This is a genomic window from Bacillota bacterium (assembly GCA_036504675.1).
Taxonomy (GTDB): Bacteria; Bacillota; Sulfobacillia; order JAJYWN01; family JAJZPE01; genus DASXUT01.
Genome location: DASXUT010000041.1, coordinates 1 through 19768 on the forward strand (window position 1 = coordinate 1; position 19768 = coordinate 19768).

The following is a 19768-nucleotide window of genomic DNA, read 5'->3' on the forward strand; positions in this document are numbered from 1 at the left end:
CGCCGCAGGCCGTCGCGCTTGCGTCGATCGTCCCGAGGGGCAGCTTGACTAGCCGGTCCGTCCCCGCCGGCACCGGCACATAGGTGAACGGCCTGACCCCGGGGGCCGAACCGATGACCCGCCCGGTCTCCCCGACGAAGACGATGTCGATCGGGTACCGCAGGAATCTGGTCCCGACCGTCCTGGCCGACCTGACCATCTCCCCTTCGACCAGGATGCCCTCTCCGGGGTAGAGCTCCGGATGGGTAACGAGGTGGGCCAGCCCCCGCCAGCGGGTGGCCAGCCGGGACACCCGTCCGGCCAGGACCGACTTTTTGCTGACGTTGACCACCATGACCATCGGCTTGGCCCTCCCTCACGCGCCGGGTCCCCGTCGCTTTTTTTGACGGGCCTTCCCTTCCTCACCCTTGTCATCGGTTCCCAGGTGGAAAAGTTTGGGGGCCGTTTTCCGGCCCCCGCTGGTATCCGCTTCGAGCTATCTCCGCCACGCTCGCTCAATCGCCACCGGTAAGCCGTCCGGGTATTCCCTGAGACCGGAGTCAGCCGGTCACCGCCCGCCGGCGACGGACCGCCCCGTCGCGAACTCGTCCTTCACCCTCTTCATGAGGGCTGGGTCGTTCAGGAGGTCGACGACCGTCATGGCCAGGGCTTTGGCCCCATCGATGAGGGCCCGGTGGGCCTCATCGGTCAGAGTGGCCTCGGCGAATTCCCGACTGTGGCCGACGATGGCCTTCCCGCAGATGCCCAGATAGGCGTGGACGGCGGGGACCACCTGGCTGACATTGCCCATGTCGGTCGAGCCGGAGCCCGGTCGGTCCGGCTTCTCCACCTTTCGTCCGAGGGCCTCGAGATTGGCCTGGAGCGCCCCCGCGAGGGCCAGGTTCGTCCGCATGCCCTCGTAGGTGTTGGCCGTCTTGCGGAAGGCGACGGAGGCCCCGGTGGCCATGGCCGCGCCCCGGGCGCAGTTCTTCACCTTCTCCACCGTCTGGGTTAGGTAGGCCGGATCGTTGGCCCGGACGTAGAGGCGAATCTCTGAGTAGTCGGGGACGATGTTCGGCGCGACACCACCCTTGGTCAGCACCCCATGGATCCTGACGTCGTCCTTGAGGTGCTGCCGCAGGGCGTTAATCCCGTTGAAGGTGAGGATGGCCGCTTCCAGGGCGTTGATGCCTTCGTGGGGAGCCCCGGCGGCGTGGGCGGCCCGTCCGCGAAAGCTTATCTCCATGGCCTCGCGGCTGGTCGAGGTGCCTTCGACCGCGGTCCGGTTGGCCGGGTGGACCATCATCGCGGCGTCCACGTCGATGAAGAAACCCTTGTCGACCAGGACGACCTTGCCGCCGGCGTTGTCGACGGCCCCCTCCTCGGCCGGGCAGCCGACGACCATCACCGCCCCGGGGAGCTCGCCGATGACTGAGGCGACGGCTACTCCGGCCCCGACCGCCGCGGTTCCAATGAGGTTGTGCCCGCAGCCGTGGCCGATCTCCGGCAGAGCGTCGTATTCGGCCAGGATGGCCACCTTGGGGCCCGGCCGTCGGCCGTCCTTGCGGGCCAGGAAGGATGTCTCCAGGCCGCCGATCCCCCGCTCGACGGCGAGGCCGTGCTCCTCCAGGAGACGACTGAGGCGGGCAGCCGCCCTGACCTCCTGCAGGCCCAGTTCCGGTTGGCGATAGATGGCGTCGCTCGTCTCGATGAGGGCCGAGCCGAGTTCGTCGATGGTCCGCCCGACCCGTGTCTTCAGGTCGTCGCCCACGTTGCCCACTCCTTTCGGAAGTTGGATCCAACGGGAGACAGGCCCAGGATAACCGGGCCCGCTTCGGGTGATTCAGCCTCCCGGCGGCCATCGAGAGTGTCGGCTGCCAGTCCCGGATCCTAACGAAGCCAGAGGCCGGTGTAGGCCTGGATGATGACCCGGCCCCAGAGGAAACTGATGATCGTCCCGAGGGCCAGGAAGGGGCCGAAGGGGATGGCGTCGCGACGCCCCCTGACCCGGGTGACGATCAGGGCCAGCCCGATGACCGCCCCGATGACGAAGCCGAGCAGGATCCCGAACAGGCCGGGGAGCCAACCGAGCAGCGCCCCGATGGCCGCCCCCAGCTTGACGTCACCACCGCCCATCCCACCGTGGCTGACCAGCCCGATGACCAGAAGAAAGCCGCCGCCGACGATGGCCCCCAGGAGCGAGGCCCAGAGGCCGGGCAGTCCCGCCCCGGCTTGGCCGACCAGGCCGAAGAGGCCGAGGACAAGACCGATCCCGACGCCGGTGAAGGTCAACTGGTTCGGGATGCGCTGGTGTTCCAAGTCGACCGCGGCCACGGCGAGCATCAGGCTGACGATGACCAGACCGGCGGCCAACCCGGGCGTCGGGCCACGGACGACAAAGACCAGGGTGAACAGCGCCCCAGTGGCCAGTTCAACCAACGGGTAGCGGGCCGAGATAGGGGCGCGGCAGTATCGGCAGCGCCCTCCGAGGGTCAGATAGCTGATGACCGGTACCAGGTCCCACGGGCGGAGCCGTTCGCCGCAGGCCGGACAGTGTGACGGCGGCAAGACCACCGATTCCCCCCTGGGCAAACGGTAGGCCAGCACGTTCAGAAAGCTGCCGACCACCAGACCCAGGATGAAGACCAACACCCCCACCGTCGCCAACCAGTCCAGCTCCTTCCGGCGGGCCTTGAACCAGGCCCTAGACTCATCAATACCTTCCATTCCGCGGACTGGTTTTCCTCCCCAAAATCGAAAGCCCCGGCCGTTTGGCCGAGGCCACTATCGACTCTTGTCGTTTTCATCGCGGGAGTGGTGCCTGGGTCACCGGCTGGGTGACCGGCTCAGCCACCGCCTGGGCGACCGCCTCAGCCACCGCCTGGGCGACCGCCTCGGATTCCCCGGCGGTTCGGCCATCTTGGAGCCCTTCCCCGTGGAAATAGAGCTTGATGTCGATCTTGTTGTCCCGACGCTGAAAACTGATATCGTAGAGGTGATACTCGGCCATCTTCGGGTTGACCCGACGGATGTCGCGAACGATTCCCCGGAGCACGCTCAGGAGGCGCTGCGGGCTGCGCGGTCCGAGGACCGCGGCGGCGGGTATCAACCGATTGACCGTGAAGAGATCGCCGCCCATGGGCTCACCGGTCGCTGCTTGCGCCTCCCCGGCGCCCCTTCGAACACTGTATCATGCGTAGCGACCGATTACAGTATACGCATTGACGCCGCTTTCTATCCGGTCGGGCGGCCGCCGTCGCCAGGCGGCGCCTACTAATCGGGCCGCTTCAGGCGCATCGCCGCCAGGGTGGCCCGCTCGATCATCCTGACACAGCGCGTCCAGACGAACTCCTTCCGGCTGAGGGGCGTCACCAGAATGGTGTAAAGCCCGACTCGGTTGGCCCCCAAGACGTCGGTGAAGATCTGGTCTCCGATGACGGCGGTCTCGGCCGGCCCGGTCCCCATGGCCCGTAGGGCGCGCAAGAAACCGCCCCGCCGCGGCTTGCCGCAGTCCGGCAGGGCCGGCACCCCGAGGGCGTCGGCGAACCGTGCGCAGCGAGCGGGCAAGGCGTTTGAGACGATGCAGAGCTTGAACCCCCTGGCCTTGAGACCGGCGAAGAAGCCCACCAAACGCTCGTCCGGCTGAGCTTCCCGCCACGGGACGATGGTGTTGTCGAGATCGAAGACCAGCCCGCGGATGCCGTTGCCCCAAAGGAGCTCGTAATTGACGTCATAGATGGTCGGGGCCAGCTGTCCCGGCCGAAGCTTGCTGCTCATGGGCCTATTATACCATGGAGGCCGCGGTCCCGGCCTCGGTCACTGGGTCAGGAGCCCAAGAATGCGCTCCAGGGCCCGTTTCTCGATGCGCGACACATAGGAGCGGGAGATCCCCAGGAGCCAGGCGATCTCTCGCTGGGTCTTGCGCTCCCGCGTCGAGCCCAACCCGTAGCGCAACTGGAGGACCTCTCGCTCCTTCCCCTCCAATGAGCCGAGCTTCTCCCGTAATCGGGCCTCTTCGAACTTGCCCTCGACCTGGTCGGGAACCACGTCGGGGTTGTCGGCCCCGAGGACGTCGAGGAGAGTGATCTCATTACCCTCCCGGTCCACCCCGATCGGGTCGTACAGCGAGACCTCAGCCCTCACCCGCTTGGCCGATCGCAGGTACATCAGGATCTCGTTTTCGATGCACCGCGCGGCGTAGGTGGCCAGCCGGGTGCCCTTCTCTGGGTTGAAAGTCTTGATCCCCTTGATCAGCCCGATGGTCCCAATCGAGATCAGATCATCGATGTCCTCCCCGGTGTTGTCGAACTTCTTGACCACGTGGGCCACCAATCGCAGGTTCCGCTCGACCAGCACGTCCCGGGCAGTCTGGTCACCGCCGGCCAACCGCTTCAGGTACTTGGCCTCATCGGCCTCAGACAGCGGTTGAGGGAACGTGTTGGAGCCGGAGATGTGCCCGGTCATCAGCAGGAAGGCCTGTAGGATGGTCGCTCCCAGGGCGGCAAGGACACTCAACAACGAGACCCACCTCCGCCTCGAAGGGGGCCCGCCGGCGTTTGTTGCGCCGCGAGCCCCCGAATGAGAGGCATTATTGAGATTATGCGGGAGGGGGGTCGGCTGTGCCTGGCAACGAAAGGATTCCTGAAGGACTTCCTCCGAGCTTGGCGAAGCGATGAACGGGAGGCGAGGCGATGAGCGAGAGCCCCAAGAAAGCCCGCTGCGCGGTGTGCACAGTTCACGTCTGTCGTGAGGAAGCCCCCGAAAAGATCCCCGGGAACTGCCCGAGTGTCCAGAGCCCGGAAGTGATGCGGGCGGCGAGGGCGGCCTACGATGACCAGACCATGGGGCGCATCGCCAGGGCCGCCGCCCTCACCGAGAGCGCCGGCTACATGAAGTGGACCCGGGTCGAGGAAATTATGGAGTTCTCCAAGCGGATGGGTTACGCCCGTCTGGGGATCGCCTTCTGCATCGGACTATCCGACGAGGCCAGGGCCCTCCACAAGGTATTCGAGGACAACGGCTTTGAGGCCGTCTCGGTCATCTGCAAGACTGGCGGCCGACCCAAGGAGGACCTCGGGCTCGCCGACGCCGACAAAGTGCGGCCCGGCGGCTTCGAGGCGATGTGCAACCCGGCCGCCCAGGCGATGCTGCTCAATGCGGAGGAGACCGAGCTCAACGTCCTGGTCGGCCTGTGTGTCGGCCACGACTCGACCTTCATCAAGTTCTCCGAGGCACCGGTCACGGTGGCCGTGGTCAAGGACCGGGTCCTGGCCCACAACCCCGCGGCCGTCCTAAACTGTCGCTACTACCGTCAACGACTGAAGGAACACCATCGTTAGGGGTCAGGCTCCCAGCCCCGGGTCTCCGGGTCTCCGGGTCTCAGGGTCTCCGGGTCTCAGGCTAAACGGCCGCCAGGCTGTCGGCCCCTGGCCTCGTGGGCCAGGACCTGGTGGTAGGCCGTCGCGCCGGTGAAAAGCCAACACTCGACGGCGTTCTTGAGGGCGGGCGCGGTGATCAGGCCGGCGGCTTCCTCGGGTGAGGCCCATCGGATCTCGAGGACCTCCGGGTCGCGGCGGTGATCGAGGATGGGCCCGTCCGTCTCGGCCTGGAAGACGAACAACATGAAGACGGCCGGACCGACGGGTCCCCCATTGGTGCCGTCTTCTCGCCACTCGATGGCGAAGGCCAGAACCTCTGGAATGGCCACGAGGCCGGCCCGCCGGCGCGCCGCCCTAGCCGCCGCCTGCGCGGCCGTCTCCCATTCCTCAGCCTCCACGCACGGCAGCGTCCACCCCGGCACGACCCCGGGGCCCACCCCCCGGAGCCGGACCATGAGGATCTCTCCACTTTGGCTACTGACGATAGCGCCGGCGAGGAGCCGGCGCTCATGGTTTCGAATGGCCATTGCCGGGGCCTCCTCGCGCTTACTCCAGCATATTCAGAGCGGGGCTGGATGTCCCTGGCAAAGGCCACGGAAAGGCGGCTCTTTTGGGCCCGGGTGCACGGGTCGCGAGGAACCGCGAGGAGCTAGGAGATTCTGCCAGCCAGAGCAGATTCCTCTAGATTCGGGATAGGGTGGCGGGGCCCAGGGATTACTAACCCCAGTCGGTTCTTGGAGGCGAGAGGATTTGGGGCACGACGAACACGACCCCGGCAGGGGCGGTAGAGGCTACACGGGATACGGCGGCGTCCAGGGTGACCCAGGCCGCGAGACCGGGCCGAAAAGCGGGTTCACCGGCGGTTACCTCGGGTCCTATGGTTACGGGCCGTGGTACGGTTGGGGCAACGGACCGTGGTATGGTGAAGGACGGCCGGGGATGCCCGGACCGCGCGAACGCCGCGCTGAGCCGGGCCCATGGCGGCGCGGCGAATGGCGGCCCGGCGAGCGCCACGGCGGGCACGCCACCAAGGGCGTGCACCGGGCTGAGATGGGTGGCCGCCAGCGTACGGAGGGCGCCCACCCGGGGACGTACCAGCATCGAGGGCCGTATTACCAAGGGATGCGCCAGCCGGCCAAGCCTGAGGCCACGAGTCCCTGCCCGACCTGCGGACGGGATTGGCCGACCGGCGCGGAACGTGAGGAGAAGAAAGAAGCCCTCGAGCGTTACCTCGAGGGCCTGAAGGACGAGACGCGGGGGGTCAAGCACGAACTCGAACGGCTCGAGTCGATGCACCGGCACTAGATCCGCTCCCTGACCATCCCCTGGAACATCCGGTCGAGCATCCCGGGGGCGAAGACGTTCATCACCTGTAGGAAGCGCGAGTGGGTCACCTCGCGCTTCTCTCGTTCCATGGCCCGGGCGATCTCCTCGGCAAAGCCGGCCCGACCACCGAGCGCGCTCTGGTGGAACTCGGTCTCCACTTCGGGCGGGCCGTGGTTGACCACCCGTACGTAGGGCCTGAGCACCATCACCCCCGTCAAGCAGGAAACTTCTTTTGGTTCACGAAATAGCTTTCAGCCAGGGGGAGTCTGGCCACTTTGGAGGACGCCAGCCGCGGGCGGCCGCTCTTCTCGACCGGCGTCCGCGGCAGGGAGTGGTTGGGGTCATGTCAAGCGACCAGGCCGTCGAAACGGGACCGCGAGTCGGCAGCCCCTTTGCGGTCTTCAAACATTACAACTATCGCCTCTACTGGTCGGGCCAGTTGGTCTCCCACGTCGGGACGTGGATGCAGACGGCCGCCCAGGCCTGGTTGGTCCTTCAGCTGACCGAATCGCCGTTCCTCCTCAGCCTGGTGACCGCCGCGCAGACCCTGCCGATGCTTCTCCTCTCCTTGCCGGCCGGGGCCGTCGCCGACCGCCAGGCGAAGCGCCACATCCTGGTGGTCACTCAGACGACCATGGCCGTCCAAGCCTTACTCTTGGCCTTCCTGGTCTGGAGCGGCTACGTGCGCTACTGGCACATCCTCATCCTGGCCACCATCCTCGGGGTCGCCCGGACCTACGACGTGCCAACCCGGCAGGCCTTCGTCATCGAGATGGTCGGGCGCGAGGATCTGATGTCCGCCTTGGCCATGAATGCGACCATCGTCAACGGGGCCCGCATCTTCGGGCCGGCCCTGGCCGGGCTGGTCATGGCCGGCTGGGGCGCCGGCTGGGCCTTCTTCGTTAACGGGGTCAGCTTCCTGGCCATCATCTACGCTCTTGTGGCCATGCGGCTGCCCCCGCACCAGGCCGAAGCCAAAACCAGGCGCAGCGTCTGGAAGGATTCAATCGACGGTCTGGCTTACGTGACCAGCGAAACCAGAGTCCTCTTGACCTTGCTCCTGCTCGGCTTCATCGGCACCTTCGTCCAGAACTACGACCTGCTGGTACCGGTCCTGGCCAGGAACGCCCTGGGCCAGACGGCCGCGGGTTATGGGTTCATGATGTCGGCCATGGGTGTGGGAGCGGTGACGGCGTCGTTCGCCCTGGCCTCGTCGGGCCGGCGCAAACCCGGCCTGCGTGATCTGCTCGTGACGGCCGGCCTTCTCTCCGCCCTGATGGCCTCGGTGAGCCTGGTCGGCCATTACTGGCTGGCCCTCGTGGGCATGCTCTTGATCGGCGTGCTGAACATGTCCTGTATGGTCTGGACCAACACGTCGGTGCAGTTGGCCGTGCCCGACCATTTGAGGGGCCGGGTGATGGCCATCTACAGCCTCCTTCACACCGGCGTGACCCCCGTCGGTTCGGTCTTCCTCGGGGCGATGATGAGCCACTTCGGACCGCGCGCCGGTTGGGTCTCCGCCGGCGGGATGGGGCTCCTCTCAGTCGCCCTCGTCACCACCCTGGCCGCACTGGCGGGCCTGCTCCGACGCAAGGCGGACGTCGAGGCCAGGGCATGATACCCCGGGAGGGGACCCGTCCTTGACCTCACCATTAATCGCTTTGCGGCACCGCAACTTCAGGCTGTTCTGGTTCGGGCAGATGGTCTCGCTCATCGGCACCTGGATGCAGTCGACCGGTCAGGCTTGGCTGGTCCTCGTCCTCACCGATTCGCCGTTCCTATTGGGCTTGATCACCGCCCTGCAGTGGGCCCCGGTCCTCATCTTCACCCTTCTCGCCGGGGCCCTCGCCGACCGCTTCCCCAAGCGCAATCTTCTCGTGGCCACTCAGGCGAGCCTGATGGTCCTGGCCTTCGTCCTCTCGGCCCTGACCCTGACGAACCACGTCCGCTATTGGCACGTCGCCATCCTGGCCACCCTCCTCGGGGTGGTCAACGCCTTCGATGGTCCCACCCGCCAAGCTTTCGTGGTCGAAATGGTCGGCAAGGACGACCTGATGAACGCCATCGCCCTGAACTCCACGGTCTTCAACATCGCCCGGATCATCGGTCCGGCCGCGGCCGGTCTGGTCACCAAGGAGTTCGGCCCGGGCTGGGCCTTTTTCGCCAATGGAGCCAGTTTCATCGCGGTCATCGCCGCCCTCCTGGCCATGGACACGGAAGGCCGTCGCCGGGTCGAGGTGCCCCATCGGGGGATCGTCGAGGACGTCCGCGAGGGAATCGCCTACATCGCCCGGACCCCGGTGGTCCTGACCATCATCCTCCTCCTCGGCCTCATCTCCACCTTCACCCTGAACTTCAATATCTGGGTGCCCCTCCTGGCCAGGCAGGTCCTCCACGGCGACGCCGGGCTGTACGGCTTCCTGATGTCGGCCATGGGCGCCGGGGCCTTGGTGGGGGCGGTCGCGCTGGCCTTCGTCAGCGGGCGGGGTCCGCAGCGCAGGCTGCTGGCCGCCGGGGCGATCCTCGTCTCGGCGTCCGAGTTGGCTCTCACTGTCGTCCGCCACAACTTCGTCGCCGCCGCCGTCCTCGCTCTGGCCGGATGGTCGATGCTTATCTACACGGCCAACTCCAACATCACCGTGCAAGTCACGGTGCCGGACCACCTTCGCGGGCGGGTGATGAGTGTCTACTTCCTGGTCTTCGCCGGCGTAACACCGTTCGGGGCCATCTTCGCCGGGTCCATCGCCCAGCGTTTCGGGACACCCACGAGCCTGGCCGCCGGTGGCGTCGTCGGACTCCTTAGCACCGCCGTGGTCGGCCTCTGGTGGCGGCGGACCGGCTTGAAACCCCCTGATCGGCCTCGTGAGCACCGCCCAAGGTCGGCGCCTGAGTGCCCTTGACCGGCTACTGCCCCGGTATCCCGCGGACAAGCAGCGGTTGCTTGGTCATCGTCACCCTGTCGACGAGGACCCGGCTATCAGCGACGACCTCCCAGCCCTCTGTCCCGTATGACACGGTCTCGATGCCCTCAGCCTTCTCATAGAGGGCCGGACCTCTTGGCCGCACTTTGAACGTCAAGTCCTCATACCAGGCCGCGCCTACTTTCGGGGGGAGGTCCCCGACGGAGGCGCCGCCTTCGGCCGTATTAACTCTCCGGAACCGGGAAACGGCGGCCGTTGTCGGGTCCTCAATCTCCACCCAATACAGGCGGACGGCGAACGTATAGCCATCCGCGCAGATCTCGGTCAGCTCATTCGGTGGCGGAAGCTCGGCATTGTCACGCAAATCGAGAAAGTCGAACCTGACGAGCTTCGGTCCGCCCCCGGAGAGGGCCGCGGTCTAGTCAGCTCTTGCAGGTTGACAACCAACACCGTCCGTAACCTGGAGGCGGCCATCGCTGACCTGGCAACGACGGACAAGGCGAGAACCGCAAAGGTGCACAGGGCGAGCATTCTCCAGATGCCCGACCTATTTCCAGGAAATCGTACCGCGCCGCACCTCAAGGCAATCCGCCATTTCGGCGGGACACCCATGCCCCGCGTAGCATTCCGGAGATACCCCTTCTGGACTTGGATGCTTTCTCCTGCCAGGCTGCCCAGGGGTGGAAGGCCGGGGTGATGAGGCAGGGGCTATCGAGATTCCAGGAGCGGCAACGCTCGCTCGACGATGCGTCTGAAGACGGGCGCGGCGGCCGTTCCGCCGGCCATTCCCTCCTCGACGAAGATCACCACGACAAGTCTCGGGCTCTGAGCCGGGGCATACCCGGCGAACCAGGCGTGGGCCACGTCCTCGCCCCCCGCGCCTGGTTTTGTTATCTCGGCCGAGCCGGTCTTCCCGGCCACGGCTATCCCCACCGGCTCTGCGCTCTTGCCCGTGCCGTAGGCGACCACGTCGCGAAGCATGCTCCGCAGCCTGGCCGCCGTCAGCCAGGAGAAGACCTGGGTCAAGCGAACGCCCGGCCCACGTTCGGTGGGCACCCCGGCCCCGTCGTCCACTTCCTTGATCAGGCGCAGCTGGGCCATGACCCCGCCGGAGGCCACCGCCGTCAGCATCTGGGCCACCTGGACCGGGGTCACCAGGAGGGCCCCCTGGCCGATGGATAGGTTCGGGTCGTTCGCCGCCTGCTCGACCGGCAGGTTGCCCGACGACTCCTGGCCGAGCGGCAGGCCAAGGGTGGACCCGAAGCCCAGTTTCCTGGCCAGGTCGACCAGTCGGGCCGTGCCGACCCTCTCCCCCACTTCAATGAAGACCGGGTTGCATGAGTAGGCCATGGCCTCGGTGAAGGTCAGACGGCCGTGCCCGCCCTCCTTATAGCAGTGGTAGCGGTGGCCCTGACGGTCGATGTAACCGGGGTCGTCGAAGATGTCACCAGGCCTGACCACTCCGGCCTCCAAGGCCGCCGCGGCGGTGACGATCTTGAAGATCGAACCGGCCGGATAGCCCTTGACCGCCCGGTTGACCAATGGGGAATTGGCCGCATCCAGGTAGCTGGCGACCCGGTTGGGGTCGAAGTCGGGGCGGCTGGCGATGGCCAGGATGTCGCCGTTCTTCGGGTCGGCGACGACGACGGCCCCCCTGGGCACGCCCTCGTCCATGGCCTCCTCGACGATCCGCTGGATCCGGGCGTCGATCGTCGTCGTCAGGCTGTGCTCTCGGCCGCCCGAGCCGTCCCCGCCGTCACTCGATGACTGGACCCGCAGCCCCAAACCGGCGATGGGTCGACGGTTGGCGTCGACGAAGGCCGCCACCGCCTCCGGGCGGCCGCCTCGCAGGTATCGGTCGAACTCCCTTTCCAGCCCGTCCTGCCCGATGTTCTCGACCGGGTTATTGATGTACCCGACCAGATGGTGGGCCAGCGAGCCCGGCCCGTAGCGGACCTTTTCCTCGACTCCGATGAGGCCGGGCAACTCGGCCTGCCTGACCTCATCGAGCTTGGCCGAGGTGAGTCCGGAGGCCAGCACGACCGGCGTCCCGCTGCCCGTCAGCTGTTCGAGGACCTTCATCCGGTCCAGACCGAGGAGGCGGCCGACGGCCGAGGCCGTCCCCGCCTTGTCGGTCACCAGCGTGGGGAAGGCCACGGCGGAAAAACGCCGGGCGGTCCCCGTCAAAGGCATCCCGTTGCGGTCGTAAATCTCCCCGCGGGCCACCTCCAGCGGGAAGCCCTGGGCCCTTTGGGTCATCGCCTGCTGGGCGAGCCACCTGCCGCGCAGGATCTGCCACCTGGCCACCTGGACGAGGAGCAGGCAAAGGCAGACGGAGATGACCCCGAGGATCCTGATCTCCCGGCTTTGGTGCCGGCCCCACGATTGCTCCAATTTGACCCCCGAGCGCTCAGAGCCGGCCCCCGAGGCCGGCCTGGCTGAAAGAGCGCGGTCCGCTCAAGAAAAAGAAGCGGGAACCCCGGCCGCGCCGGTGGTTCCCGCTTAGTGTTTCCCTGCCTTACCAGTCTATGCCATGATGCCCTACCTCGTCCCGACCTCCCAGCTGGTGAGATAGTGCTCCTGCTCGGGGGTCAGCTTTTCGATGGCCATGCCCATGCTCTCCAGCTTCAGCTTGGCGACCAGCCGGTCGATGTCCTCGGGGACGCTGTAGACCCGCTTCTCCAAGGCCGGCTTCTCCCGGCACAGCCACTCGCAGACCAAGGCCTGATTGGCGAAACTCATGTCCATGACGCTGGCCGGGTGCCCCTCGGCGGCAGCCAGGTTGACCAGGCGTCCCTCGGCGATGACGTAGATCCGCTTCCGCTCCCCGGGCGCCCGGATGATGAACTCCTCGACGTTCTCACGGGCCGTCCGCCGTTCGACGGTCATCGCCTCGAGGCCGGGCAGGTCGAGCTCGACGTTGAAATGCCCGGCGTTGCAGAGGATCGCCCCGTCCTTCATCTTCTCGATGTGGCGGCGATCGATGACCTTGATATCGCCCGTGACGGTGATGAACAGGTCGCCCAGGGGCGCGGCCTGCTCCATGTCGACCACGGTGAAACCGTCCATGGCCGCTTCCAGAGCTCGGATGGGGTCGATCTCGACGACGTAAACGCGGGCGCCGAGCCCCTTGGCCCGAGCGGCCACGCCCTTCCCGCACCAGCCGTAGCCGGCGACGACGACGGCGCTCCCGGCGATGAGCCGGTTGGTCGACCGCATGATCCCGTCGAAGGTCGATTGCCCGGTCCCATAGCGGTTGTCGAACATGTGCTTGGTCATGGCCTCGTTGACGGCGACGATGGGGTAGCCGAGCGCCCCGTCGCGAGCCATCGCCCGCAGGCGAATGACCCCCGTGGTCGTCTCTTCCGTGCCGGCGATGATCCCGGGGATCAACTCGGTGTGCTTGGTGTGGAGGGTGGCTACGAGATCGGCCCCGTCATCCATGGTGATCTCGGGTTTCGTCCAGAGGACCGTCTCGATATTCTTGTAGTAAGACTCGGAGCCCTCACCGCGCTTGGCGTAGGTCGGAATGCCATGAATCTCGTTGAGCGCGACCACGACGTCGTCCTGAGTCGAGAGCGGGTTCGAGGCGCACAGGGCGACGCCGGCCCCGCCGGCCTTGAGCGCGATGGCCAGGTTGGCCGTCTCGGTCGTCACGTGCAGGCAGGCCCCGATCCGCCGGCCGGCCAGCGGCTTTTCCCTTGTCCACCGCTCAGCGATCGACGTCAGCACGGGCATGCTGGCCTTGGCCCAATCGATGCGATCCTTACCCTTGTCGGTCAACTTGACGGTGTCGGCGAACATCCTCATAGCGCCTCCTAGCAGGAATTTCCCATCGCGTCTGATGATTCTCTCAAAGCCTAAAATCTTCCCATCTTTCTGCCGATCCTCAGGTTGTCCTTCCAGGTTCCACCAGCGGCTGAAGGAGAGATCAAGGAGGAGGGCTGAAACGTGGCTCCGTGCTCGGTGGGCAGGGTTTCCGACGCCGGTCTCGGCGGGACGCCTCTGATAAAGCTCGACCAGGTTCATTATTGCCGGGCCTGCCTGACCAAAACCAAGGGCATGATCAAATGCAGCGGCCGCCGAGCACCTGCGCCAGTCGACCCTGCGGAAGGTCGGTTAGGCCACAGGCCATGGAGTCTCGCGCCCCGGCCTCTTCAGGCCCACCGCGTATTGAACAAGCGATGACCCCGGGGAACCGGGGTCATTTTCCATCTTTCCAAGCTCCCGAGGTTCGGGCCTCAGGTTATTTCTGGTATTTCCGGACGGCCCGCACGTGTTCGGCCAGGGTCCGGCTGAACTCGTGGGCCCCTGTCCCGTCGTTCTTGGCGACGAAGTAGAGGTACGGCACATCGGCCGGGTACAGGGCGGCCCTGATCGAGGCCAGCCCGGGGGCCGCAATGGGACCAGGCGGCAGGCCGGCATTCTTGTAAGTGTTGTAAGGGGAGTTGACCTCTAGGTCCTTGAAGGTGACGATGTCGCCGGGGTGGTCGAGGGCGTAGCGAACGGTGGGGTCGGCGTCCAGCTTCATCCCGATCTTCAAGCGGTTGTGATAGACGGCCGAGATGATTGGCCGCTCGGCGGGTACCCGGGCCTCACGCTCGATAATCGAAGCCAGGGTCACCGCTTCGGGCACGGACATCTTCAACTCGGCCGCCCGAGCCTGCAAGTCGGGCCCGAAGTTGCTCTCGAAGCGGCGGAGCATCATGGTGACGATGGCCTCTTCGGACATGCCCTTGTGATACTGGTAGGTATCCGGGAAAAGGAAGCCCTCCAGGGGCTGCTTGACCAGCTTGCTGCGGATGGTGTACGGGAAGACCATCGGCGCTTCCTTGACGATCTGAGTCAGCTTGGCGGGGTCGGCAAAGCCCTTCCGGACCAGCAGGTCCACCACCTGGATGACCGTATAGCCCTCGGGGACGGTGAACGGGTAGGTGACGACTTGGCCGCGGAGCATCTTGGCCAGGATGTCACTGAGGGGCATGTCCTTTGAGAGCTGGTACTCTCCCGCCCTCAGCCGGCCGTCTGCCCGTTTCGCCGAGACCGCCAGCCGGAAGACGGTCACCGAGCGGATAAGCCCGAAGTCCTTGAGGGTCGAGGCGATGGCGCTGGTCGATGAACCCGGAGCAACCTCGACGATGATCGGTTCCTTGGCCGCCGGATCGGCCGGCGCGAGGTTCAGGGCCAGCCCGGCTCCGGCAGCGACGATCATCAGGAAGAAGAGGACGAAAAGCACCGCCAAGCGGACCGCCAATGACCGCCCGCCCGCGCGGGATGTTGGTTTCTGGATCGGGGATGGCTTCAAGAGAGGTTCAGGCCACCTTTACCGGCTCGGTCGGTGCTCGTCGGTCCGCCATCGACACACCCGGAGAGGATAGGCATTGATTCTCCGCCGGGGCGCGAAAACCTCCCCGAGGTCGGTCCCGAGATTCCGCCGGCCTCGCGGCAGGCGCGGCTGAACCGGCGGCGGCCCGGCAAGCAAAAGGCCGACCGCTGAGCGGTCGGCCGGTCAAGCCATTGCGGTGGAACCGGGTGGGCCACCCCCTAGCCGGAGCTGGCCTTACTTGTCCTCGGTTTCCCCTTCTTTCTCCTCTTCTTCTTTCTCCTCTTTGTCTTCTTCCTCTTCCTCTTCTTCCTCGGCCTCGGCCAGTTCCTCATCGAGGAGTTCGTCCCAGGCCTCGGCCACCCGTTGCCACTCCTCTTCGTCATCGATGTCCACGAGGACTTCGTCCCCGTCTTCGTCCTTGTCAATCCTCAAGATGATGGCTTCATCGCCGTCGTCCTCGACCTCGTCCTCATTCTCGGCCTCTTCCGCCTCGGTCTCTTCTGCCTCGACTTCCTCTTCCAACTCCTCGTCGTCGGTCTCGACGTACGGCAGGAGAATGGCGTAATCGCGTCCCTCGACCTCGATCACGTCGATCACGGCGAACTCGTGCTCGTCTCCTTCTTCGTCGGTAAGGACAATAACCTCGTCCTTCTCGGCCATGTTTTCACCTCTCTCTTGTCGTCTCTTGAAATCTTACCCACCAGACCGTGTTTTAACCCTGGGCCCGACGGCGGTCGAGGTACCCCTGAAGGATCAGGGCGGCGGCCAGTTGATCGACGACAAGGCGCCGCTTGGCCCGAGAGACGTCGCCCTCGAGGAGGGTCCGTTGGGCGGACACCGTCGTCAGCCGTTCGTCATAGTACTCAATCGGCAGGCCCAGCGGTTTTAAGACCTCGCCCGCGAACCGCTGCACCTGCCGGGCCTTCGGCCCCAAGCTTCCGTCCATGTTTCGGGGCAGCCCGACGACGAGCCCGTCGGCGCCACATGTCCCGACAATGCCCTGAAGGGCTTGGCGGTCGGCGACCTTGGAAGTCCTCCGGATGACCGTCAACCCTTGGGCGGTCAGGCCCAGTTCGTCACTGACGGCGACGCCAATCGTTTTCTCCCCAACGTCCAAGCCCAGGATCCTCACGTCCTATACCACCTTGAGGCAGAAGTCGCGACAGACCGGGGCGCAGTAACCGCAGAGCAGGCAACGCCCGTCGTCGACGACGGCACGGCCGTCGACCAGCGAAAGGGCCCCGTGGGCGCAGCGCTTGACGCATTCCCCGCAGCCCCGGCACCATTCCTCGACCAGCAGGCGGCGGGGTCGCCCGACGACCCGACGACGCAGTCCTTCCGCGATCGGCAGGCCACGGATGATCATCCAGTCCAATTCGACTTCTTCGCGCGTGCGAAGCCCGACGGCCACCGAGTCGACGAAGGGCCGGTCGGCCACCGCCCGGAGAGCCCGCTCGGCGTCGGCGTAAAAATGCCCGCCGCCGAGGGCTTTCATCGCGTAGATGCCCTTCCCCCGGGCATGGGCCTCGGCGGTGGCCGCGAACATCTCGGCGGCATCCCCGTCGATCAGACCCAAGCCCTCGCGATTCAAAAGCGGATGGATGACGTCGACCTCCGGCAGGCCCAGCCCCTTCCGAACCGCGGCCACCGAGTGGGTCGAGAATCCCACCGCCCTGACCAACCCGCGCTCCTTGGCTCGGAGGTAGAACTCGAGGGCCGACCGATGCCCGTCGAGGGTCATGGCCTCCTGCTCGTGAAGGAGGAAGAGGTCGACCCAGGAGCGCCCGAGGCCGTCAAGGGCCAGCTGGAGGCTACGCTCCGCGGCTTCGGCCGTGTAGGCGTAAGTCTTCGTCGCCACGACCACCTCGGGCCGGCCCCGCAAGGCCTTCTTGAGATAGGGATAGGTGGCGTAGATCTCGGCCGTATCGACGAAGTTGACCCCCAGGTCGAAAGCGTGCCGCAAAATGTCGGCACCCTCGTCGACGGGCAGGTTGGCCTGGAGCGGGCCCAGGGTCAGGCCCCCGAAACACAACCTGGAAACGCGAATGCCGGTCCGCCCAAGGGTCCGGTAGGCGCTCTCCTGTACCACCGCGCTCACCATGGCTGGTCCCGCGTCGGGCGCGGGCGCGGTCGAACCCGGAAGAACAGGCCGACCAAGACCCCGGAAGCAAACCCCCCGACATGGGCCCACCAGGCAACGGTCTCGGCCATCCCGGAGGCCGACAGCGAGGTCAATCCGTTGACCAGCTGGAGTCCGAACCAGACCACCAGGAAGATGAAGGACGGGATCTCAATGACCTGGATGAAGAACCCCAGGAAGATCAGGGTCAAGACGCGGGAGCGCGGGAACATGACAAAGTAGGCCCCGAGGACACCGGCGATGGCCCCGCTGGCCCCGATGGTCGGGGTTTGATCGGGGGCGACGATGAGGCCGTGAACCAGGAAGCCGATGGCCCCGGCCAGGAGGTAGAAGACAAGGTAGCGGAAATGGCCGAGGCGATCCTCGACGTTGTCGCCGAAGATGTAGAGGTAGAGCATGTTTCCGATGAGGTGCGTCCAGCCGCCGTGGAGGAAGGTCGCGCTGACCAGGGTCGCCGCGACCGGCAGGGCGCCGGCCGGGTCCTGACCTAGATGAACGACGGCCTCGGCCACACGGGCCGGATTCAGCGCGTAGGTCTCGAGAAACCGGGTCAACCCGCTCTGGCTGAAGCTGAGCTCCCTGACGAAGACGAGGACGCTCAGACTTATCAGGCCGACGTTGACCACCGGGAAGCTCCGCGACCTGGCGCTGTCTCGGAGGGGGATCACGACATCACCGCCGGGCGCCCGCTTGGGCAATTCCTCCAAAACCGCTTTCCAATTATTATTCCTGACCGCCTCCATTGTCAAGCCCCTTCCGGGCAAGGCCGTCGAGGTCCGGGCGCGCTTCCGCCGGCACGTCCCGGCGGGGGAAAAATCGCGCCCCCGGCCGCCACGGGCCGGGGGCGTCTTCTGTCTTGAGGCCGGTCCGCGAACGGCCGGCGGCAAGGGAGCATAGCCCTCTCAGATGTTCGGCTGGTTCTGATACATGGGGGTCGAAAGGTACCGCGTCCCCGTGTCGGGCAGGACGACGACGATCAGCTTGCCGGCATTCTCGGCCCGCCTGGCGACGGTCAGCGCGGCGTGGACGGCGGCCCCGGAGGAGATCCCCGCCAGCAGCCCTTCTTCACTGGCGAGGCGGCGACCCGTGGCCATCGCCTCGTCATCGCCGACGGTGATGACCTCATCGACGACGCCGCGGTCCAGGACCCGCGGGACGAAGCCGGCCCCGATGCCCTGGATCTTGTGGGGTCCCGGGGTGCCCCCGGAGAGCACCGGCGAAGCGGCCGGCTCCACCGCAACCATTCTGACGCTCGGCTTGCGCCCCTTGAGCGCCGCGCCGACGCCGGTGATCGTCCCGCCCGTCCCGACGCCGCTGACCACCACGTCCACCCGTCCCTCGGTGTCGGCCCAGATCTCCTCGGCCGTGGTCAGGCGATGGACCTCCGGGTTGGCCGGATTCTCGAACTGTTGGGGCATGAAGTAACGACCGTCTTCCGCGGCCAGGGCGGTCGCCTTAGCCACGGCGCCGCGCATCCCCTCGCTCCCCGGGGTGAGGACTAAGTCCGCCCCCAGGGCTTGGAAGAGCTGACGCCTTTCGACGCTCATCGTCTCCGGCATCACCAGCAGGCAGCGGTAGCCCTTGACGGCGGCGACCATGGCCAGACCCACGCCGGTGTTGCCGCTGGTCGGCTCGACGATGACACTGTCCGGCTTCAGCCGCCCGGTCCGCTCGGCCTCCTCGATCATGCTCAGCCCGATCCGGTCCTTGACGCTGCCGCCGGGGTTGAAGAACTCCAGTTTGGCGGCCACTGTCGCCAAACAACCCTCGGTCACCCGGTTCAGACGGACGAGTGGCGTCCGGCCGATCAAAGCATTGACGTCTCTAGCGATTCCCATACCTTGCACGACACCTCCCTGGCTTCTTGAGTGCTCAAGCCGCTTTGATTCTCCAATCGACCCAGGCGGACCCAGAGGTCCATGATCATCTCAGCCTCGGGATCCGGCAGGTTGCCGTGGTCGAGGTCGGCCACCTCGGTCCGCAGGCCGTCTCGTTTGACGATCCGCCCCGGAACGCCGACCACGGTGCAGTTCGGGGGAACGGTCTTGACGACCACCGCCCCGGCGCCGATCTTGCAGTTCTCGCCCACCGTGATGTTGCCCAGGATCTTGGCCCCGGTGGCGATCATCACGTTGTCCTCGATGGTCGGATGCCGCTTGCCTTTCTCCTTTCCCGTCCCGCCAAGGACGACCCCTTGATACATGGTCACATCCCGCCCAACGCGGGCCGTCTCCCCGATGACCACGCCCATCCCGTGATCGATGAATAGGCCCGGCCCGATGCTCGCCCCGGGGTGGATCTCGATCCCGGTCAGGAACCGGCCCAACTGGGAGACCAACCTGGCGACGAGAAATAGCCGCCACCGGTAGAGCCGGTGACCAAGGCGATAAAACCACAGGGCGTGCAGCCCCGGGTAACATAGAAGGATCTCCGGCACCGACTTGGCCGCCGGGTCCCGATCCAAGACCGCCCGGATGTCGCGGCGGATCGTCTCGAACATGCCCCATGCCTCCAGTCCAAGCCTTGAGAAAACACGAAGCCGCCCCTGCAAAGCAGGGGCGGCATTAGGCCGCGGTTCCACCCTAATCGGAGGTTGGATCACGCCGCCGGACCCGCGTCCATGGGCGTTTCTCCCCTCCACTCAACAGCGCCGAGAGCGATCCGAGATCGGCTCCGAGCGCCCGGCCGGGTAACGTCG

Annotated in this window: 22 protein-coding genes; 4 read left to right on the forward strand and 18 right to left on the reverse strand. The window is 66.2% G+C overall.

What is annotated here, in order from left to right; all coding sequences use genetic code 11:
* The 6 genes from VGL40_03220 to sigK all read right to left on the reverse strand — a co-directional run.
* Positions 1–340 (reverse strand): hypothetical protein (locus VGL40_03220; GenBank protein HEY3314279.1); only part of this gene is annotated, 340 nt, incomplete at its 3' end.
* A 207-nt stretch (positions 341–547) separates the two neighbouring features.
* Positions 548–1750 carry a M20 family metallopeptidase gene (locus tag VGL40_03225; protein ID HEY3314280.1) on the reverse strand — a complete coding sequence of 401 codons (1203 nt, stop codon included), beginning with the start codon at positions 1748–1750 and terminating at the stop codon, positions 548–550.
* A gap of 119 nt (positions 1751–1869) precedes the next feature.
* Positions 1870–2637 (reverse strand): prepilin peptidase, encoded by a 768-nt coding sequence (locus VGL40_03230; GenBank protein HEY3314281.1) that lies wholly within the window; start codon positions 2635–2637, stop codon positions 1870–1872.
* Between the two features lie 145 nt (positions 2638–2782).
* Positions 2783–3118, reverse strand: a complete 336-nt coding sequence (locus tag VGL40_03235) for a hypothetical protein (protein ID HEY3314282.1) — start codon at positions 3116–3118, stop codon at positions 2783–2785.
* A gap of 134 nt (positions 3119–3252) precedes the next feature.
* Entirely contained in the window at positions 3253–3756 is a 504-nt protein-coding gene (locus VGL40_03240) for a YqeG family HAD IIIA-type phosphatase (protein ID HEY3314283.1), read from the reverse strand.
* 39 nt (positions 3757–3795) lie between these two features.
* Entirely contained in the window at positions 3796–4497 is a 702-nt protein-coding gene (sigK, locus tag VGL40_03245) for an RNA polymerase sporulation sigma factor SigK (protein HEY3314284.1), read from the reverse strand.
* Positions 4498–4670: 173 nt separating this feature from the next.
* On the opposite strand from sigK, the gene VGL40_03250 reads away from it, so the two are divergent.
* Complete coding sequence (locus VGL40_03250; protein HEY3314285.1) at positions 4671–5318, forward strand: DUF1847 domain-containing protein; 648 nt, start codon at positions 4671–4673, stop codon at positions 5316–5318.
* A 56-nt stretch (positions 5319–5374) separates the two neighbouring features.
* Here the strand turns inward: VGL40_03250 and VGL40_03255 are convergent, their stop codons facing one another.
* Complete coding sequence (locus VGL40_03255) at positions 5375–5884, reverse strand: NUDIX hydrolase (protein ID HEY3314286.1); 510 nt, start codon at positions 5882–5884, stop codon at positions 5375–5377.
* Positions 5885–6107: 223 nt separating this feature from the next.
* Here VGL40_03255 and VGL40_03260 point away from each other — a divergent pair, with 223 nt between their 5' ends.
* Entirely contained in the window at positions 6108–6662 is a 555-nt protein-coding gene (locus VGL40_03260) for a hypothetical protein (protein HEY3314287.1), read from the forward strand.
* Here the strand turns inward: VGL40_03260 and VGL40_03265 are convergent.
* Positions 6659–6901 (reverse strand): hypothetical protein, encoded by a 243-nt coding sequence (locus tag VGL40_03265; protein HEY3314288.1) that lies wholly within the window; start codon positions 6899–6901, stop codon positions 6659–6661. The two genes, VGL40_03260 and VGL40_03265, sit on opposite strands and share 4 nt — an antisense overlap.
* Before the next feature lie 125 nt (positions 6902–7026).
* Here VGL40_03265 and VGL40_03270 point away from each other — a divergent pair, with 125 nt between their 5' ends.
* The gene (locus VGL40_03270; protein ID HEY3314289.1) at positions 7027–8301 is read left to right on the forward strand and encodes an MFS transporter; all 1275 of its coding nucleotides are present in this window, start codon (positions 7027–7029) and stop codon (positions 8299–8301) included.
* Positions 8302–8323: 22 nt separating this feature from the next.
* Positions 8324–9583, forward strand: a complete 1260-nt coding sequence (locus VGL40_03275; GenBank protein ID HEY3314290.1) for an MFS transporter — start codon at positions 8324–8326, stop codon at positions 9581–9583.
* A 4-nt stretch (positions 9584–9587) separates the two neighbouring features.
* Here VGL40_03275 and VGL40_03280 read toward each other — a convergent pair whose 3' ends face one another.
* From VGL40_03280 to cysE, 10 genes are all read right to left on the reverse strand, one after another.
* Complete coding sequence (locus VGL40_03280; protein HEY3314291.1) at positions 9588–9749, reverse strand: hypothetical protein; 162 nt, start codon at positions 9747–9749, stop codon at positions 9588–9590.
* A 563-nt stretch (positions 9750–10312) separates the two neighbouring features.
* The gene (locus tag VGL40_03285) at positions 10313–11998 is read right to left on the reverse strand and encodes a penicillin-binding protein 2 (GenBank protein ID HEY3314292.1); all 1686 of its coding nucleotides are present in this window, start codon (positions 11996–11998) and stop codon (positions 10313–10315) included.
* A gap of 147 nt (positions 11999–12145) precedes the next feature.
* Positions 12146–13408: an adenosylhomocysteinase gene (ahcY, locus tag VGL40_03290; protein ID HEY3314293.1), complete on the reverse strand. Its 1263-nt coding sequence runs from the start codon at positions 13406–13408 to the stop codon at positions 12146–12148.
* A gap of 442 nt (positions 13409–13850) precedes the next feature.
* On the reverse strand, positions 13851–14858 hold the full coding sequence (gene mltG / locus VGL40_03295) for an endolytic transglycosylase MltG (protein ID HEY3314294.1): 1008 nt from the start codon (positions 14856–14858) through the stop codon (positions 13851–13853).
* Between the two features lie 306 nt (positions 14859–15164).
* Positions 15165–15590: a DUF1292 domain-containing protein gene (locus VGL40_03300; protein HEY3314295.1), complete on the reverse strand. Its 426-nt coding sequence runs from the start codon at positions 15588–15590 to the stop codon at positions 15165–15167.
* A gap of 52 nt (positions 15591–15642) precedes the next feature.
* Positions 15643–16062 (reverse strand): Holliday junction resolvase RuvX, encoded by a 420-nt coding sequence (gene ruvX, locus VGL40_03305; protein HEY3314296.1) that lies wholly within the window; start codon positions 16060–16062, stop codon positions 15643–15645.
* Between the two features lie 3 nt (positions 16063–16065).
* A complete protein-coding gene (locus tag VGL40_03310; GenBank protein ID HEY3314297.1) occupies positions 16066–17028 on the reverse strand; it encodes an aldo/keto reductase in 963 nt (320 codons plus the stop codon).
* Positions 17025–17738 carry a rhomboid family intramembrane serine protease gene (locus tag VGL40_03315; GenBank protein HEY3314298.1) on the reverse strand — a complete coding sequence of 238 codons (714 nt, stop codon included), beginning with the start codon at positions 17736–17738 and terminating at the stop codon, positions 17025–17027. Before VGL40_03315 ends, VGL40_03310 begins: the two co-directional genes overlap by 4 nt.
* Before the next feature lie 234 nt (positions 17739–17972).
* Entirely contained in the window at positions 17973–18908 is a 936-nt protein-coding gene (gene cysK / locus VGL40_03320) for a cysteine synthase A (protein ID HEY3314299.1), read from the reverse strand.
* Positions 18878–19570 carry a serine O-acetyltransferase gene (gene cysE / locus VGL40_03325; protein ID HEY3314300.1) on the reverse strand — a complete coding sequence of 231 codons (693 nt, stop codon included), beginning with the start codon at positions 19568–19570 and terminating at the stop codon, positions 18878–18880. Before cysE ends, cysK begins: the two co-directional genes overlap by 31 nt.
* Positions 19571–19768 lie beyond the last annotated feature (198 nt).

Excerpts from the sequence above, each read along its gene's own strand:
- VGL40_03235 (HEY3314282.1), bottom strand. The coding sequence starts at position 3,118 with ATGGGCGGCGATCTCTTCACGGTCAATCGGTTGATACCCGCCGCCGCG.
- VGL40_03240 (HEY3314283.1), bottom strand. The coding sequence starts at position 3,756 with ATGAGCAGCAAGCTTCGGCCGGGACAGCTGGCCCCGACCATCTATGAC.
- VGL40_03250 (HEY3314285.1), top strand. The coding sequence starts at position 4,671 with ATGAGCGAGAGCCCCAAGAAAGCCCGCTGCGCGGTGTGCACAGTTCAC.
- VGL40_03255 (HEY3314286.1), bottom strand. The coding sequence starts at position 5,884 with ATGGCCATTCGAAACCATGAGCGCCGGCTCCTCGCCGGCGCTATCGTC.
- VGL40_03270 (HEY3314289.1), top strand. The coding sequence starts at position 7,027 with ATGTCAAGCGACCAGGCCGTCGAAACGGGACCGCGAGTCGGCAGCCCC.
- ahcY (HEY3314293.1), bottom strand. The coding sequence starts at position 13,408 with ATGTTCGCCGACACCGTCAAGTTGACCGACAAGGGTAAGGATCGCATC.
- VGL40_03300 (HEY3314295.1), bottom strand. The coding sequence starts at position 15,590 with ATGGCCGAGAAGGACGAGGTTATTGTCCTTACCGACGAAGAAGGAGAC.
- cysK (HEY3314299.1), bottom strand. The coding sequence starts at position 18,908 with ATGGGAATCGCTAGAGACGTCAATGCTTTGATCGGCCGGACGCCACTC.
- cysE (HEY3314300.1), bottom strand. The coding sequence starts at position 19,570 with ATGTTCGAGACGATCCGCCGCGACATCCGGGCGGTCTTGGATCGGGAC.